The sequence below is a fragment of the Chryseobacterium sp. SN22 genome (assembly GCF_008329705.1).
GTDB lineage: Bacteria > Bacteroidota > Bacteroidia > Flavobacteriales > Weeksellaceae > Chryseobacterium.
Genome location: NZ_VTSX01000015.1, coordinates 113,216 through 131,100, shown reverse-complemented (window position 1 = coordinate 131,100; position 17,885 = coordinate 113,216). Strand labels below are relative to the sequence as shown.

General features: G+C 40.3%; 17 protein-coding genes. 10 read left to right on the top strand and 7 right to left on the bottom strand.

Features of this window, described 5'->3' with window-relative positions:
- Window positions 1-3 precede the first annotated feature (3 nt).
- Both FY557_RS20545 and FY557_RS11870 read left to right on the top strand, forming a co-directional pair.
- Window positions 4-321 (top strand): RebB family R body protein, encoded by a 318-nt coding sequence (locus tag FY557_RS20545; protein WP_149247467.1) that lies wholly within the window; start codon window positions 4-6, stop codon window positions 319-321.
- Window positions 322-447: 126 nt separating this feature from the next.
- The gene (locus tag FY557_RS11870) at window positions 448-894 is read left to right on the top strand and encodes a lipocalin family protein (RefSeq protein ID WP_149247460.1); all 447 of its coding nucleotides are present in this window, start codon (window positions 448-450) and stop codon (window positions 892-894) included.
- Between the two features lie 51 nt (window positions 895-945).
- Here the strand turns inward: FY557_RS11870 and FY557_RS11865 are convergent, their stop codons facing one another.
- The 7 genes from FY557_RS11865 to FY557_RS11835 all read right to left on the bottom strand — a co-directional run bounded on the left by FY557_RS11865 (window position 946) and on the right by FY557_RS11835 (window position 8,056).
- Complete coding sequence (locus tag FY557_RS11865) at window positions 946-2,283, bottom strand: UDP-N-acetylmuramate--L-alanine ligase (protein WP_149247459.1); 1,338 nt, start codon at window positions 2,281-2,283, stop codon at window positions 946-948.
- 4 nt (window positions 2,284-2,287) lie between these two features.
- Entirely contained in the window at window positions 2,288-2,725 is a 438-nt protein-coding gene (locus FY557_RS11860) for a hypothetical protein (protein ID WP_149247458.1), read from the bottom strand.
- 12 nt (window positions 2,726-2,737) lie between these two features.
- Window positions 2,738-3,544, bottom strand: coding sequence for a lysophospholipid acyltransferase family protein (locus tag FY557_RS11855; RefSeq protein ID WP_149247457.1), 807 nt, complete (start codon window positions 3,542-3,544; stop codon window positions 2,738-2,740).
- A 26-nt stretch (window positions 3,545-3,570) separates the two neighbouring features.
- Complete coding sequence (locus FY557_RS11850; RefSeq protein ID WP_149247456.1) at window positions 3,571-4,197, bottom strand: NUDIX hydrolase; 627 nt, start codon at window positions 4,195-4,197, stop codon at window positions 3,571-3,573.
- Window positions 4,198-5,041: 844 nt separating this feature from the next.
- Window positions 5,042-6,601 (bottom strand): ribonuclease E/G, encoded by a 1,560-nt coding sequence (locus FY557_RS11845; RefSeq protein WP_149247455.1) that lies wholly within the window; start codon window positions 6,599-6,601, stop codon window positions 5,042-5,044.
- Window positions 6,602-6,965: 364 nt separating this feature from the next.
- The gene (locus tag FY557_RS11840) at window positions 6,966-7,256 is read right to left on the bottom strand and encodes an HU family DNA-binding protein (protein WP_027388329.1); all 291 of its coding nucleotides are present in this window, start codon (window positions 7,254-7,256) and stop codon (window positions 6,966-6,968) included.
- Between the two features lie 140 nt (window positions 7,257-7,396).
- The gene (locus tag FY557_RS11835) at window positions 7,397-8,056 is read right to left on the bottom strand and encodes a LuxR C-terminal-related transcriptional regulator (RefSeq protein ID WP_228451779.1); all 660 of its coding nucleotides are present in this window, start codon (window positions 8,054-8,056) and stop codon (window positions 7,397-7,399) included.
- A 310-nt stretch (window positions 8,057-8,366) separates the two neighbouring features.
- Between FY557_RS11835 and tssO the strand changes: the two genes are divergently transcribed.
- From tssO to FY557_RS11795, 8 genes are all read left to right on the top strand, one after another.
- Window positions 8,367-8,903, top strand: coding sequence for a type VI secretion system TssO (gene tssO / locus FY557_RS11830; RefSeq protein WP_149247453.1), 537 nt, complete (start codon window positions 8,367-8,369; stop codon window positions 8,901-8,903).
- 12 nt (window positions 8,904-8,915) lie between these two features.
- Window positions 8,916-9,443: a type VI secretion system transmembrane protein TssO gene (locus FY557_RS11825; protein WP_149247452.1), complete on the top strand. Its 528-nt coding sequence runs from the start codon at window positions 8,916-8,918 to the stop codon at window positions 9,441-9,443.
- Window positions 9,444-9,508: 65 nt separating this feature from the next.
- Window positions 9,509-10,417 (top strand): PKD domain-containing protein, encoded by a 909-nt coding sequence (locus FY557_RS11820; RefSeq protein ID WP_149247451.1) that lies wholly within the window; start codon window positions 9,509-9,511, stop codon window positions 10,415-10,417.
- A 51-nt stretch (window positions 10,418-10,468) separates the two neighbouring features.
- Window positions 10,469-12,868 carry a type VI secretion system protein TssR domain-containing protein gene (tssR, locus tag FY557_RS11815; RefSeq protein ID WP_149247450.1) on the top strand — a complete coding sequence of 800 codons (2,400 nt, stop codon included), beginning with the start codon at window positions 10,469-10,471 and terminating at the stop codon, window positions 12,866-12,868.
- A 94-nt stretch (window positions 12,869-12,962) separates the two neighbouring features.
- Window positions 12,963-13,466, top strand: a complete 504-nt coding sequence (locus FY557_RS11810) for a DUF4280 domain-containing protein (RefSeq protein WP_149247449.1) — start codon at window positions 12,963-12,965, stop codon at window positions 13,464-13,466.
- Window positions 13,467-13,488: 22 nt separating this feature from the next.
- Window positions 13,489-15,825: a peptidoglycan-binding domain-containing protein gene (locus FY557_RS11805; RefSeq protein WP_149247448.1), complete on the top strand. Its 2,337-nt coding sequence runs from the start codon at window positions 13,489-13,491 to the stop codon at window positions 15,823-15,825.
- Between the two features lie 6 nt (window positions 15,826-15,831).
- A complete protein-coding gene (locus FY557_RS11800; RefSeq protein ID WP_149247447.1) occupies window positions 15,832-16,728 on the top strand; it encodes a hypothetical protein in 897 nt (298 codons plus the stop codon).
- A 189-nt stretch (window positions 16,729-16,917) separates the two neighbouring features.
- Complete coding sequence (locus FY557_RS11795; protein WP_149247446.1) at window positions 16,918-17,769, top strand: hypothetical protein; 852 nt, start codon at window positions 16,918-16,920, stop codon at window positions 17,767-17,769.
- The last annotated feature ends 116 nt before the right edge of the window (window positions 17,770-17,885 follow it).

Below are 17,885 nucleotides of genomic sequence, written 5' to 3'. Positions count from 1 at the left end.
ATTATGGAACCACGGTCCTGTCCGGGATACTTCACGCAGGCCGGGCACCCTGAATCTCCCTGCATCTTCCGGACTTTTCGTAACCAGATACCTTCCCAGGTCCTCTCCTTTTTCCCCCATCCGGGAGCTCCGGCATTTGCAATGGGAACTATTTCTCAGCTAATGGTGCACTCTACGGCTGTATTATATCAGAGTGCTGTTAACGCGCAAAACCAGCAGAATATTTTGGGGCAGGCCGCTGCAACGCAGGGAATCATGCAAATCTACAGTTCGGATACTGGTACTGACGGTGTTGGCTGTTGCCCACATTTTAAAGGGTGACGTCTGATTGTTCAGAAATACTTAAAGACATCAATAAAAGGTAACAGTAGGAAAAACTTAATTCGGATTAACCTCATATAGTTGAATTAATAGTATTTTTGCTGACTTAAAAGTATTATTATAATCATGAAGAAACTTATTTTAGGACTAATCCTGTTTTCTGTTATTTCCTGCAGCCGCACTGATGAAGATCAGAATAGCAGCAATAAAGCATCCATCATCGGAAAATGGTTTGTTGAAAAAGCGGAGATCTACCGGTCTTTAAACCAGCAGATCCAGACCTCTTATTCAACGGACTGCCAGAAAATGAGCACTCATGAATTTACTTCTACTCATCTTATTTCTATTTCATTTGCAGAAATAAATAATACCTGTGAAAAGACAGATGCTTTCACAAGAAAGTATTCTTTTGATAAAGGAAACGGGAAATTCTGGTTTGAAGGTGAGGAAAATGATCCTTATTTCATTACCCAGCTGAGCCAGACCGATATGGTGATTGAAGACCGGACACAGGATTTTGACGGTGACGGCACTAAAGATATACTCAGACGTTTTTATAAAAGAATCAATTAAAATAAAAACTCCTTTCGGCAGAAAGGAGTTTTCGGTGATATGAAAATAAAATTATTTCGTTAAATCCAGTCCGCCGAAATTTCCGGAACTCATCATCAGATAGGTACCCTGCGTTTTATCCAGGGTGTTCCAGTAGGCGTGAAGGTCTTCTGCATTGGTAAAGACTTTCAGACTCACATTTTTAAATTTCTCACGGATCAGCTCCGGGGAAATCGGTTCCATTCTTTTGATCTTCAGGGCATCTTCCGAATAGAAAACAACCGCTTCATCAAGACCGTCCATTGCGTGACCGTACTGCTCCAGGAAAACCGGGTTCAGGCTTGAATACGTATGGAGTTCCAGGAAGCCGTATTTTTTATCTTTTTTAAACTGTTCGCCGAAAGCTTTTACCGTGGCCTTTACTTTGCTCGGTGCATGGGCAAAATCTTTGTAAAGGATTCCCTGATCTTCCCGGCTTACTTTCTCAAGGCGTTTGGAGGCTCCCGTAAAACTCATGATGGCTTCGTAGAAATCTTCGTCCATGATCCCCAGGGTATGACAGATATACCTTGCCCCTTCCATATTCAGCAGGTTGTGAGCTCCGAATACCGATAACGGGACATCGCCCATTTCCGTCTTCAGATGAACTTTTCCGTTAACGATTTCGTATTCCGGAGTTCTGTATGGGATTTTTCTAAAATAGTTTTCTGCTTCCTCCACGACTTTCACCACTTCGGCGTCTTCTTCATTATAAACCAGGACACCGCCGGCAGTGATGCTCGCCACAAATTTCCTGAACTGTTCGGTATAATCGTCGAACGTTTTAAATACATTGATGTGGTCCCAGGCAATTCCGCTCAGTAAAGCGATATTCGGCTGATAGAGTAAAAATTTGGAGCGCAGGTCGATGGGAGAGGAGAGGTATTCATCTCCTTCCAATACCATGAAATCGTTATCCGTGGTCAGTTTTACCATACAGTCGAAGCCTTCCAGCTGGGCACCCACCATAAAATCCACGTCTTTCTGATGAAAGTTCAGTACATGAAGGATCATCGAGGTAATGGTGGTTTTTCCGTGGGAGCCTGCGATCACGACTCTGGTTTTGTCTTTCGACTGCTCGTACAGGAATTCGGGATAGGAATAGATCTTCAGCCCCAGATCCTTAGCCCTGGCCAGTTCCGGGTTGTCCTGATGAGCATGCATGCCTACGATGACCGCATCTATATCGGAAGTGATCTTTTCCGGGAACCAACCGGTTTCCGCGGGTAGAATTCCTTTGTTTTCCAGCCGGGTCCTGGACGGTTCGAAAATGGCATCGTCGGAACCGGTTACCTGGTATCCTTTATCTTTTAATGCAATGGCTAGATTGTGCATGGCACTTCCGCCGATGGCAATGAAATGGGTTTTCAATCTGTTACGGTTTTTTTACGTGGGTATTGATGATCTCCTGAAAAGCATTGGTGATGTTGGCCCAGTTTGTCCTGTAGTTGGACATCACATCGCTCGCATCCGTCTTACTGCCTTCGTTCGGCCCTTTCTTTACATTGATGGAGGTACTTATATGATCATAGATCTTTTTGTGGTCTTCCTGTATCCTTTTGAAATTGTTCCGGGAAAGGGTTGTCTGGAGGCTCTTCATTTCCTGCTCGGAAACGCTGAAATCCTGCTTGTATTTCCTGCCCTGTCCTTCAAAAGAATAATGTGCCGTATTTCCTTTGATCAGAAGATTTTCATAGATGGGTGCAAATCCTCCGCTTTTGGAATAGCTGATGTCGAAATCCGAATATACTTTCTGGCTGTTGCATGATACCAACAGCATGAGTGTAAATAAGATTCCTAATATCCTTTTCATAATTTCCTGCTTTTAATTATCTGATTTCTTTTGTTCTAACTTTTTGGCTTTCAGCTCTTCATCGTACTGATGCAGAAGATTGAAATCCTCGGTCTGCTCAATGGCCGTCATAATCTTCAATAAAATCTGCTGGGCATTTTCTTGGTCGTAATCGATGTCCAAAGGCGGCTTGAATTCCATGGTCGGTTTCACGCCGGTAACTTTTACCCGGAGACCCTTCTTATCGAATGCCCTTCTGAACCCGTTGATCTTGATGGGAATCACAATGGGACGTTGGTTTTTCACCAGCTTGGCCGTACCCCGTCTTCCCTGGGCAAATGCTGAGGTTGTCCCCTGCGGGAAAGTGGCTACCCATCCGTTATCCAGGGCTTTCATAATATTGTCTACCTCGCTCATGTCCACGATGCGGTTTACGTTTTTACCCTCAGCCCTCCAGGTCCGCTTTACCGTTACGGCACCGGCGATCTTGAAAATCTTCGGGAGGATCCCTTTATTCATGGTTTCTTCAGCAGCTACATAATAAAAATCGATCTTCGGGTTCAGCAGGTAAATCGGGTTTTTGATGGTATTCAGATACCCGTTGTTTACCGAGCAGAACGCATGGTACATGGCGGCCACATCCGCAAAATACGTCTGATGGTTGGAAACGAACAGGACATTGGAATCGGGAAGATCCACCAGATGTTCGGTTCCCGTGATTTTCAGTTTATTAAAGCCGTTGAACCTTCTGTAGGATACCATTCCTAAAATAAAAATGATAATCCTCTTTAAAAAATAAGGAGTTCCGAACGCGTCGGTAAAAATATTTTTTTTCGCCATCTCTCAATTAACAGGGTGGTGCAAAGTTACATTTTTTTCAGCAACTGGCTGAATTCGCTCAGGATCATGGCCGTAGCGCCCCAGATGATGTATCCGTTGAAGTTGATCACCGGCACTTCATTCCCGCCTGCGCCAGGCAGGGCCATAATTTCAGGATTATCAGGAAGGCTCAGGAAGCTGGTTACCGGAAATTCGATCACTTCTACCGCTTCGGATTGCTGCAGGATGAATTCAGGGTTCTTTTTGGTATAGGAAATATAGGGGTATACATAAAAATTGCTGGGCGGAATATAGATCGGGGACATCTCGCGGATCATCCTTACATAATGCTTCTCAATACCGATCTCTTCCGAGGTTTCCCGCACGGCTGTTTCTGCAAAATCGCAGTCCATCTCTTCCCGTTTTCCGCCGGGCAGGGAGATCTGTCCGCTGTGGCGGTCATGCTCGTTAATCGTTCGCTGAATCAAAGGAAAGTGCCATTCATCATTTTTCAGGTACAAAACAATGTTCACGGCAGCAAATTTGGGATTCCGCTCCAAAATTTCCTCATACGTAAAAACAGGCCGTGAGGGAGGAGAAAAAACACCGTGGGCATGAATCCCCGGCAATGCCGCCGTCTTTATTTTCCGTAATAAATCTTTTCCAAAACTCATTCTCAAATTTAATGATTTCTTTTGAAGAAAGGAAGTGTGAGGAAGTTAATTAATGGTAAAATATATGAAAAATAGCAGGATTGGCATAAGCTAATTCAGGTTTTATCTTAATAGAGTTGGATTTATTAAATGTATTTAATTTGAACATTATCAATGTGCTATGCTGCTTTGAATCATTAATTGGGAGAATAAATAAGTTAATTTAGATATACGGGATTTGATGTGGCTATTATTGTCAAGAATGAAATTATTATTGTAAGAATTGAAAAAAATATTTTATAAGTGGGATCGTAATATATAGCGATAAAAAGGATTAAAAAATTGTGATTATGGGTGGATTATAACAGAAGAAAGTGATTTGACAAGAATTTTGAGTAAGCCTAATCACAATTTTATGCGTGTAATTTTTCTTTAAAAATCCATTATACGGTCTCTTGATTTTATAACATATGACTGACACTTGAAATGTTTTTTGAAACATCCGAAAATACTTTTTGCCACGGATGGCATAAACAATCGAGTGGGAATTTACTTCTCAAAAGAATCCCGGTAAGCTTTAATTTACCAGAGAGAAAAGAAGAGGAACTGCTTGAAAGAATAGCCATTGAACTGCCGCATATCAGCATCTGTCATGAATGTATTTAGATGAAAGACTGATGGGCTATTACAGCTATTTTGTAGATGTAGAGTATCATTTTCTTGATGAATTTATTTATTATAATCTGTAAGTCCAAGTCCAGATGATTTTAACTCATACAATACCAATTATAAATGAATAGTAAGTATCTAAAGCACCATCTAAAAACAAAATCTCCGACTGAAGCGGAGATTTTTAAATTTTCTGTTAATTGGAATATCCTGTCAATTCTTCTTTCTTTGAATTGTAGATCCGGTATTCCAAATATTTGAAGGAATCTCTTGGGATTACCGTTACCCACTTTTTGTATTTGATGAACCATCTCGTCTGGATGCTGTTGAATCCTTTGGTGAGGTAGGCTTCCACAAACGGGTGGACATGGAGGTACAGTTTTCCTTTTTCCTTCTGCATAATCGTTCTCAGGGCTTCGCCCATTCTTTCCACGATAACGATCGGAGCTACGATTTCTCCGTCTTTATTCGGGTTTTCTTCTTTGGTTTCGATCTGTTTTTCCGGACGGTTTCTTTGTCTGGTAATCTGAATCAGTCCGAATTTACTCGGCGGAAGAATTTTATGGCGGGCTTTATCGCGCTTCATTTCTTCCTTCAGATGTTCAAACAGATCTCTTCGGTGTTCGGGGTTCGTCATGTCGATGAAATCGATTACGATGATCCCGCCCATATCACGGAGACGCAGCTGTCGTGCGATCTCAGTAGCTGCCATTTTGTTTACCCTGAGGGCATGTTCTTTGTTTACGGCAGCGCCGGTAGTGATATTGTTACCGGAGTTTACGTCGACTACGTGCAGGGCTTCCGTGTGTTCGATCACCAGGTAAGCGCCTTTTGAGCTTGGGATGTTGACGTGTTTCCCGAAGCTTTGTTTGAGCTGTTTTTCAACATTGTAATATTCCAGGAGCGGAATATGGGAATTGTGAAAATGGACAATGTTTTTTCTTTCCGGGGCAATTACTTCCACGTAATTTTTCATTTCCTCAACCATCTGCTCGTCGTCGCAGGTGATGCTTACGAAATCCTGGTTGAAGTTATCCCTTAAAATAGCTGAAGCTTTATCATCTTCGCTTAAAACCCTGGACGGAACTTTGTTTTTCTGTATATTCTTAAAAGTTGTCTCCCACTTCTGAATCAGCTGATTCATGTCGTTGTGCAGGTCGGCCACTTTCTTTCCTTCGGCGACGGTGCGGATGATAACACCGAAACCTTCAGGTTTTATACTCTCGATCAGTGTTCTGAGCCTTTCTTTCTCCTCATTGCTTCTCACTTTTTTAGAAATGGAAACTTTGTTGTCGAAAGGGATCAGGACCAAAAAACGCCCAGTTAAGGATACCTGAGTGGAAATTCTCGGTCCTTTGGTGGAAATGGGTTCTTTGGTGATCTGAAGCAGAACAATATCATCTTTGGCGATGACTTTGTCTACGGTTCCGTTTTTATCTATTTCGGGCTGTATCTCGAAATTCTTTAAGCTTGATGTGTTCTGTTTTCTGGAAATCGTATCCTTTACGAATTTTTTGTAAGTAAGGTATTGCGGTCCCAGATCCTGATAATGCAGGAAGGCATCCTTTTCGTATCCGATGTTCACGAATGCGGCATTCAGGTTGGGGGCCAGCTTCTTTACTTTCCCGATAAACACATCTCCAACTATAAAATCGCTTTTGTCCTCTTGCTCATGAAGTTCACATAGTCTTCCGTCTTCCAGCAGGGCAATCTTCGTAAGATCATCCTCATGCGAAACTATTAGTTCTTTCTTCATTTTAATGTAAGATAAAAATTGTTAAGACGGCAGGAAAAGGCTGTTTTTCTCATCATATAAATTTTACGCTTAAGGTAAGCATTACCATTGATTGAATATAATTTTTCTGATAAACCATAAAAACATCTTTTCCGTATCATCTTATCGTTGCAAAACAAAATATAGTCGGTGAGGCTTTAAAATTTAAAATCACCAACTATATTTTTATATCATAGATCTCGAGAAAAAGAGATTATTTCTTCTTGTGTCTGTTCGCTCTTCTTCTTTTCTTTCTCTTGTGGGTTGCAACCTTGTGTCTTTTTCTTTTCTTTCCGCTTGGCATAATTATAATTTTTTAGTAACTAGTTAATATTCAGTTAATGTTCTATTTTACGGTAACTTTCGTTTTTACTTTCTCCACAAACGATTTTGATGGTTTGAAAGCAGGAATGTTATGAGCAGGGATTTCGATAGCAGTGTTCTTGGAAATGTTTCTTCCCGTTTTTGCTGCCCTAGTTTTAATGATAAAAGATCCAAAACCTCTTAGATAAACATTATCTCCATTATACATAGAAGTCCTGATTTCCTGCATAAAAGCCTCTACAACTTTCTGTGTTTCATTCTTTTCGGTGCCCAACTTATTTGAGATGGTGTTTACCAATTCTGCCTTTGTCATTTCCTTATTTTAATTTTAAATTTTAGGTGTGCAAATTTAGTTAAAAAAATTGAATATTAACAAATTAGTGGCAAAATATTTTTCTTTAAGAGGTTGAAAACTTAATATTTACTCGGTGTTAAAATAAGATTAATTCTCCTTTACATGCTGGAATTGTAGTATCCGTTCTCCACACAGAAGCGGATGAGGTGGAGTTTTGTCTTCAGCCCGAGCTTTTCCGTAAGGCGGTTGATATACGTATCGATGGTCCTGGTGCTGAGTTTCAGTTTTTCGCCGATCTCCTTATTGCTGAAGCCTTCATAGCAGAATTTCATAAGCTGGATCTCGGTTGGCGAAAGCTCTTCCTGGCTCTTTTTCTGGCGGTCCATATATTCCATTACGGCCAGGGGCTGCTGCTCCCAGGATCGGGTATAAGCGGTATAATCAAAGCTGTCTGAAGCGATTTTTCCTTTGATGATGTCTTTAATGATGTTGCTTTTTTTCTGGCAATAGTAGACGTTCGGGATTTTGGACAGGAAGTCTGCCATATCTTCCTGATAGGTCCCGGAGTAGGTGATGATCGGCGTTTCGGTGTTGCTTTTACGGATGTATTTGATGGCTTCCAGTCCGCTGAGTACCGGCATAAAAAGCTCGATGATAAATACGTCCTCCTGCCTTCTGTAATTCCTGCTGATCAGCTCATGGCCGTTGTTGCAGTCGTTAAGCAGAACGTAAAACGGATTTTCCGTAAGTGTTTTGATCAGGATCTTTTTAAAATAAAAATCGCTGTCGGCAATGGAAAACCGCACAGTATTACTCAATATTTTGCTCACTTTTACTATCGATTTGGTGAATGATAATTAAAATTCAGATTACTAAATTAGGAAAATAAGCCGAAAGTGGAAATTAATTTTATTAAGATAAGTCCTGGAACCTCGAAGGATCCGGGTGCTGAAATAAATTGTGCGGTTATAATTCCCAGTCTTTGATGATGGTGTAATGGTTTACCTGAAAAGGCTTTATCCGCCCGCCTTATTATTTAATTCGAAAACAGGCTATATAAACAAATACTTAATTTTGTATATACATTATTTTTTTATAATTTCACATTCCAAACAAATCACAAAACATATGTCTTCGAATCGGGAGAAAAAATTAAATAAATCGGACGTCAGGATGGGCATTTGGAAGTTTGTCCTGTCATTCATTATTCTGTCAGGTGTTTCCTTCATCTGTATATTTTTCTTTTTTAAAAGCTATGACATCCAGCGGGAAGGAATAAAAAAACAGGCGGATGATTACCGCGAACTCCTTACCCGAAGCGATCTTCTCAGGATCCATGTCGACAGCATCCTGTACCGGATGGATCAGCTGGATATCAATAAAGTGGATAACGATATCTTCCTTAGAAATTACATTATCGACAACGTCCGTGATGCCAAAAACATCATGGGAAAAGACAGCGCTGATAATTTCAGGCATTATTCCATTCTCATGAAGCAGATTGCCCCGATGCTTGCACTTAAAAACCAGATCGTCAACGTCTCTTACAAAGAGCAGAATGCCCTCCGGGACCTTAGTGAATGCAGAGGGAAGGTAGGCATTGTAAACCATGAACTCCGGGTAGACCCCACCAGAAAATTTTCAGGAAGCAGACGCAGAAGATAAAAAGCCAATATTATGCAGGGACAGATCACACTATCGAAAAAAGAAAGACATTATCAGTTTTTATATTTAATTCTTATGCTTTTCGCAGCCATCCTATTTTTGGGGATCATATTCCTGAAAGGGTTCGAGTCACCTTTTTCGGACGAGGACATCGTTTCCGTAAGGAATCTGGAGGAAAAAGCCAGGTTTGACCAGAGGCAGAAATTCTCTTACAAAACCATGGACAGCACATTTGCTATGATCAACCGTCTGACGGACGAAGCCCCGCAGCCTTTCGAGGAAAGCAATATAGTCTACGGAATCAATGATGTGGCCAACTATTTCCAGACCGGAGAGAGTATCTCAGACATCAGAAAAGATGCTTATCCGCAGATTGCCAAATTCTACAAAATGTATTTCAACGATAAAAAAGTCATTTCCAGCAAAACCGAAAACATCAAAAGTTTCGAAAAACAGTTTGAAGAATGCTCCATCGGCTTTAAGGAAAAGAAAAACCAGCTTTTCCAGCGGGAAACTGCGCTGAAGGCAAGGTCTCAATAATCCTAAACTCAATACTGAGAAAACTTCACACAAAAAATAAAACACACATCATACCATCACGAACTATGAATTATTTTCAGAAAAATAAGAAGAACATTATCATCGGTGTTATTGCGACGCTGCTCATCGCAGCCCTCGTGGCATTGTGGCTCCAGAAAAAAGTGATACATTCTGCCGACGATATTGTCGGGGTTGTTTATCCGTCTACGCTTAAAGTAGGGGATACGCTTTTATTCGAAGATAAAACCCAGTTTGCAAAAACCAAGCGGTGGAATTTCGGGGACGGAACGTCTACCGATAAAAGCAGCGGGATCCACTTTTACAATAAGCCGGGATATTACCAGGTTACTTTAATTATCGATAACAAATATTCCAAATCGTTCCCCGTGATGATTTCCGCAAGGACCATCCCGAAGCCGGTAGATTCCACAAAAGTACGAACGGTAATCGATGCGCAGACCCAGGCCATGCAATTTGAAAACGTGCAGTTCCGGGCCATTTCGGATGCCAAACAGTTTACGTGGAAATTCGGAGAAACCGGAAATATCGATTCCAAGGATAAAATGGCCATTTATTCCTATAAAAAACCGGGAGATTACGTCGTGACGCTTTACACGGACGAAAGTGCCGAACCTATCCTGCACCAGATCAAAATCCTTCCGGCTTATGATGCTTTACAGGAGGAGGTCAGCGTAGAAGATGCTTATGCGAAAATCGATAACGATTTCAAATACCACCTTCAGCAGATTGCCAACGGGAACAGCTTCAACATGCACTATAACTATCTGCTGAGAACCTATCTCTGCAACAATGAAAATACGGTGGTGAAAGTAAATGACAGCAAAGTCAACAATTTCTACATGTATTGTGCCGGCTTGCAGTTTGACAAAAACAAGGTGATCCAGACTGTAAAAGTGAACTTCGATGACGCACAGAACTGTGTAACGAAAGTCGATATCAACCAAAGTAAATAATTTCTGCCCATAACTTTTCGGGCGACACACCCATCATTTAAATAAATCAAGATGAAAAATAAATTTCCTCTAGCAGCATATTATGTCGGCGTTTCGGTTTTATTGGTAAGTTGCCAGGTAAAGCTTCCATCCAAAAAAACACCGGAGCCGGCTCATTACGGTCAGGTAGACAATGCTCCGGTGATTAACGGCTTTCCTAAGAAATCGGTTCCCTGGATTGCGATCTCAGACCGTTCCAGAAATACGGCCTATTTGGATAAAAACGACGAAAAATCTTACAAGGAAGTCAAGTTCCTGGAACCGCTGATGGTACTTAAAAGCAGAGACGGCATGGTAAAGGTGGCCGAATATATCCCGGATGCCCTGATGAAGAAGGTCTCTTCCAAACAGATTAAAACCTATGGCTGGATCCCGGAATCCGACCTTCTGCTGTGGAGCAACTCCCTGAAAAGCGAAAAGACAGGTTTTCCGGTAAGGGTTGCCGTAGTGCCGAGCAACAGCGAAGTGATCCGCAATTCGGAAAGATATTATAAAAACGATTCGATCATGGTATTTAATTCACCAAGCCTGATCGAGCAGGCTGATGTGAAGATCCCGAACGGACAGATCGTATACGTCTACAAGCAGGCGGAAAACAATAAAAGATTCCTGGTAGGGAAGAAGCCTTCCGTAGATATGGACAGCATCAGCACCGGCTTGTACGGCTGGGTAAGCTCCAACGTCATTTCTGCCTGGGGCGAACGTTCTGCCGTAAAGATGAAAAATACCACCGGCATTACCGAAACAACGTTAGGAATTCATGAAGGGGCACCCGGCAAAAACGGAGGGGAAGACAAAGCCGCCGTCCTGCTTACCGATGTGAACAGAAGGACGCCGCTGGAAAATATTTTCCCCGTAACCTTACCGCTGCATGAGCCGCCGACACAGGATTCGAAGACCAAATATTTTACAAATATCCTGGATTACAGCAAAAACTACGTATTCAATGTCCTTGGAGAGCCGATTTATTTCGACCGTTACCGGGAGATTACGGAGAAAAATAAAAAAATCAATATTGTCTTTGCCCTGGACATCAGCGCCCCTAATGCACCATATGCCCCGATTGTGAAATCATTGTTGCAGGATCTGCAGCTGAGGTTCGAAAAGCCTTCTTATTTCAATCAGGTAAAATACGGGGTGGTTTTATATAAAAACAATTCCTGCGGCGATAATGTTGCGGTTTCGGGCTTAAATACCGATTACAGTAAGATTACGAACTTCATCGATCAGAAGACCAATGAAATGAACTGTGCGGGCAACAGCGGTTACCAGCCGGCAGGCGAAGGACTGATGGCTGCCGGAAACCTCCTGTCCAGTGTCCCGGACGAAACCAATGTGGTCATTACCGTAGGAACCTCCGCCAGCCAAAGCGGGAATATGTACGGGGTGATCAATTCCCTTACCCAGGCACAGGCGAGGCTGATTATGTTCCAGACCAGCGCAAGGTCTTCGGATACCTATAACGATTTTGTTTTGATGTCTGAAAATGTGGTGACCAATACGGCTAAAAATATTGCGGAGCTCAAGAAACAGAAGATCATCAATCAGAATGATGTTTTAACCAAAAATAATTTCAGCCTGGTGGAAAGTGATGAAGGATTCTTCTCACTGGATTATCCTAAGCAGAGTATGGCTCAGGGTTTTGTGATCTTCCCTAAAAAAGGAGATATCGCCACGCCGGGTTATCTGAAAAAATCCGTGGACAGCCTGATTGCACAGGTTACGTTGGACAATACAAATCTTGATAAATCCCTGAACGATTATTTCCACTCTTCGGTAGGAGCAGGAAGAACGGATGTTGACGTACGATACAAGTATCTGTATCCCGGCCTTACCAATCCGGTACCGGCAGGTATTGCTGCCCAGCTGATTAATTACGGGAACCCGTTCCTTGTAAAAGGCTATATTCCGAAAGAACTGAAGGACTTCAAACCGGGTCTTGAAAAAGGAGTGCTGATTTCTGAAAAAGAATTTGACAACCTAAAGCAGTTCTATACCGAAGTTTATCAGAACACCGGTGCCGAAAGAGCGGATTTCAGACAGTCCAGAGCGATCAAAGAATACATAAAGCTTCTTAAGAAATATAACCCTTCATCTCAGTTCCTGGATAAAGGCGAACTCTATAAGCAGCCAATGTCTTATGCAGTTGGAGTAAGTACGGGTTTCGACAATTCTGAAGAAGAGCTGATGTCGAAATATATGCTGAAAGGATGGAAAAAATCCAAAATTGTAACCAACGAGACGGTAAGGAATTATTTCCGCAACTATAAAAACCTGGCCGACCGTATGCTTTCCCACCGGAATGATCCGGCGGTAAAAATCCAGCAGAACGGGCAGACCTTTTATTGGCTGAATGAATATTTTATGCCGACCATGATGCCGGTAGAAGCACCGGAATATACAGGACATTAATAACTTATTATACAAAAAAGCAGAAATTTATTTTCTGCTTTTTATTTTTTTAATCTAAATTTTTTATCTTTGATATTACCCAAATCGCATCGATATGTCACAGCAATCATCACCTCATGACGGCAAATATTTTGTCGTACAGAAAGGCAAAGCCCAGTGTAATCAGGGTGACCAGTTCCCGCAATATAAAGTAACTTCCCATCAGAAACATTTCTGGAATGATTCCGATGGCAATGCCGATTTCCTTGGCGTTACGGAAGACGACCTCCAGTTCAATCCCCCGGGCCCGAGTTTCGGCCGATGTAAGCTGAAGCCCAGCGGCGGCGGCTATCTTCCCTGTATCTACGCACCGGCCGGAAAATGGCAGAAAACCTACGATAAAGTAAATATCATGGGGAAGAAGATCGTTACCGAACTTTCTGAACTGCAATGCACCATTGGCGGGAAAATCACCATCAAAGATCACGGACAACGCGGCGAAATGAGCAAAAAGAATGTGAAGAATGCAGATAACAAAACGGTACAGCATATTAATCCTCTGGTAAAAATGCAGGATTATAAGGAAACGGTTTTGGAAAGTGAAATTGACGCGTATTAAATCAATCAAAAAAACACCTTCCATGTCTAAAAAAGGAGTTTCAAAAATTTCGGGAAACCCTGCTCCGAAAGTAGGGGAGAAAACGACTTATATGGTGACCGGCTGGTATGCTGCCACGCCGGCCGGTGAAAGAAATCCAGCTTCGGTAACCTGGGAACTATTCAAAAAACGTCCCGACGGAAGCTTTACCAGCACCAATATTAAAAAACCGGGCGACGGAAGCTTTACTTTCGGGGAAGTCGCTGCAAAAAATACCTACCGTCTTGAAGCTTATCTGCATCAGCCGGAAGGGAGCGGCCCCACCACCATCGATATTACGCCGCAGCCGGCAGGGATTCCGAAGATCAACAAGGTAGAGCTTCGCTATGTGGACGATTCCCCCGGAACGGTTTTCAGCTACACCGAAAAAATGGTAGCCCTTGCCCATTGTGTAAACCTCACTGGCGAGAAATTGCTCTTTACCCTTTGGGAAGACGATGCTGCCGGTGAAGGTCATAACAGCAAAAACAAATTCGTCGACAGCAAGCAGGCAGTCGTCGGCAGAACAGGAACGGCAACCGCTGAATTTATTCTCACCAAAGCTTTGATGCAGAAAGCCGCACAGGGCGAAAGGGATCCCAAAGAACTGGAATTCTACGTCACGGTAGAATATTATAAAGATAAAAAACATGCTTCGGATAATAAAGCCCTGAAAAACCCGGACTATAAACCACCGGTACAGCAGCCTGCATCTTCTAAAGGCAACACGCCGGCACCGGCTCCGAAAGCCCCGACCAAGGCGCCTGGTTCACCGGCTGCCTCCAAACCCGCTTCCCAAAAAGAAGAGAGCGGCATCATCGATGCCATCACCGAAAGTGTAAGAAATACCTGGAACGAACTCTGGGACTGGGCCGAATCCAAAGGCACCGTAACACCGGATAAAAAAGCGACCCCACCGAAGCCGGCGGGGAAAACGACGAGTGTAGTGAATGGTCAGGAAGTTAAAAGCATCAATTGTGGTGAAAAATACTGTATTAAAAAAGGTGATAAAAATGAACTGATCCGCGAAATAAATATCAGACTTGCCGGATTTGGAGGAAATGTCCCTACTGACGAATTCACGGACAGGACAGAAAAGATGGTAAAGCAGTTTCAACGGGATTATATGAAAGTTCCGGAGACTGGAAAGGTTTGTGGAAATGTTTTGAAGGCAATTGATGAGTTTCAAAGCAAGTACATGGTTAATTTTGATGATGTTAAATGCCCTTGTGGAAAATGTAAAGGTTTTGGCAATGGTAAGTTTCCGGAACAGAAACAAAATTCAAAGGTTGCAGAGCTTTCCAGAAAATATGAGTATCCAGGCATTCACAGAAGTCTTATCTGGGCATTAAGGGCTGCTATGTTTTATACTGCTGTTATTGAAAAAGATATGAAGTACAGTGTAAAATGTATTTTTTCAGGTTATAGATGCCATGAAAACAATAAACAGCATAAAAGGACTTCAACAAATCATATGGGTAAGGCTTTAGATATACATTTTAATAAAAATGGAAAAAGGACACAGGTTCCAAAAGAAATAGAAGAAGTACGGCAGAAAATATTTGTAAAACATCTTGGAAATCAGGTTAGATGGAAAGATAGCAACAAATTTTCACTGGAACCCGGAATTCCTGCTTATAAAGGGGAATTTATCGCCAGTACATGGATACATTACGATGTAAGACAATTTGAATTAAAGTATTTAAAAGATGAATTTTTTGTAAAAGACATAAATGCTGTCAATGGAACAAGTATTGTTGAATTGGCATTGAAATCAAATAAAGAAACTTGCAGTTGTATGGGCGGAGGAACAACAAAACAGATAAATCCCCCTGCAAATGTGCCAAAAGCCCAAGGTAATAATTTCACTGAGAATGATGCAAAGGAAGCTCTAAAGATTATTTATGATAGACATGGGAAAGACATGGCAGTGATAATTGAGAAAATGTATAGAGATGAAACACGTCATTTCCAGTCTGGACAGTTTAAAGCATGTGGAACAGGAGGTATGGAAGCTTTTGGATCCGCTCCTTATTACGGATGGGATAAAAACTTTTTTGAAGCAAACCCGGAATTTAAACCTGTAGGAATTTGGAGTGCTTTTGAAAATAAAGGTATGAGCGGACAGGGCGGTAATAAGCAAGTAACAGATAGAAAAAAAGAGTTTGTTGTTTTTCCATCCGTTCTGGCAGGAATGGAATTTAAAGTATTTTATATAAATAAGTATAATGGCAATTGGGCAAGGTGGCACTCTACTGATAAATCAGTTCAGGAAGTATATAAAAAACATATACAAAGTATAAGAGCAAGATTTGTAAACGAGTTCGAAAAAAGTAAATAAATTAAAATGATAAAACTACTAAGACTATTCTCTATTTTACTCCTTTTTTCTTGTAAGGGAGAATCCGGGAAAAAGGAGAAAACTGATAGTATCTCTGCTAACAATCAAAATGCGGCTATTGCTTCGTCTGTTAATGAAAAACCGGTTGATTGCTACGATTACCTTACCGAATTGGTAAGAAGCAGCAATTTCCCTTTTGCAGAATGGAAAATAAACAAAGAAAAAGTAAATCTGATTATTGATGAAGAAAATAATGAGATAATATCAAGTAAACTTGTTTTTGATACAAAAGGAACCGGAACTATAGGCTGGGTAGAATATCATAAAAAAGATGGGAAATTATACAATACCTCTGCTGAACTTGAGAGTCCTGTAGAGCTGAAATATAATAAAAAATGGCAAAATCTTTTTGACAATTGTTTATCTGAAAACAAAAAGAGCAATCCTGATAAAATAACACAGAGTAATTCTGAAAATTTAAAAGAATTTTATGATCGGTGTATACAACTTACTCTGCCAAACAGCTATGATTATGATGCTATAATTGAAGAAAAAGGTTTTCTTCCTGTGGATAAAAAATACTATCAAATTTTTCCTGTTGAACATCAGGATAATTATAAAATGGCAAAACTCCCGACAATTGATAATATCAAACCGGTGATTTTAATTACATACAACGAATCCGGACAATCGACGTGGTATTTATTTACACTAAATGATCAATATGTACCTGTTTCCAATATTATATTGTATACAAGCGAAGAGCTTGACAACGGTACATCCAAAGCAACTACTTATAAGATATCTAAAGATTATAAAATAACCATAAGCCAGGAATCTGGAGACAAAGTAATAAATAAAAAAGTTTATACTATTTCAAAAGATGGGAAATTCGTTTCTTAACAAATTTGAGTTTAGTAAAAATCAAATATGAAAGTTTATTTTATTATGTTGTTAAATATATTGATTAGCCTTTGATACAAAAGCAATTTGCCAATCAAAAATATCAAACGGGCAACTATCTAATCTAGAATAAGAAATTAACAAAATATAAAAAGCAGATTGATGAAATTAAAATATGATAAATAAATTTTGATATTACTTTATATATCAAGTACAATAATTTCCTGTAAAGGGGATGATTCAAAAAGTGAGAAAAGATCTGAAAATACTACAAATTTTGTTGAGGCTAAAACCGCAAATAAAGAAAAGAATGTTTCTTTACCGGAATCCTGGCGGTGGAAATCCCAGGATAAAAGTCGTGAGTTGATGATTAAGATCGTAAAATTAACTCATGATTCTCTAATTGCACAATATTGTGCAGTTTACGGTAGTGGTGAAAAGCTGGATTGTGAGTTTGAAGACAATTTTAATATAAAAGCGGCTTTCGATCAAAAAAAAGGTACGTATGTTAGAACTTTTAAAAGTTTTTTTAATTCCGGAAAAGGAATTTGCAGTATAAAACGAACTGATAATAGCTTAACATGTAAAATTTTAAAAATACCTTCCGGAGAATATTATGTACCTGATGAATGTGTTTTGCAGAAAAATGAAAACATTTTAAAGACCGGTTCTGCACAAAAAGATTCTGAATCCGAAAGTATTTCAGATGTATTTCCTCTTAATAACAATAATATAAGTGAAAAAATTAATTTGAATACATTTGCTGATAATAATCTGAAGGAAATTTTTAAACAACAATATCAACTGGATGTAGATGCTTTTTCTGAGTTACCATCAAGTGGGAATTATAATCTATATCTTGTAAATAATGTCAGTGGAGATAGCGACCTGTTTTATCTAATTACCATGAAAGAGCAAAAATTCACGGATAGACTTGAAATTTCAAACAGTAATGGAAATGAGGACTCAGAATCGATATTTGAAATTAACAAGAACTATAACATATCTATTTTTTACAAACTAATAATAAGAGAAAATTAATTAATACCTTTTATTTGAATAGTGACGGAAAATTTATAAAAAAATAAATAATTCCAAACCTTTAAAAGAATGTAGCCTATTTAATGCGCAAGACCGTTTTTCAATTATTCACCATT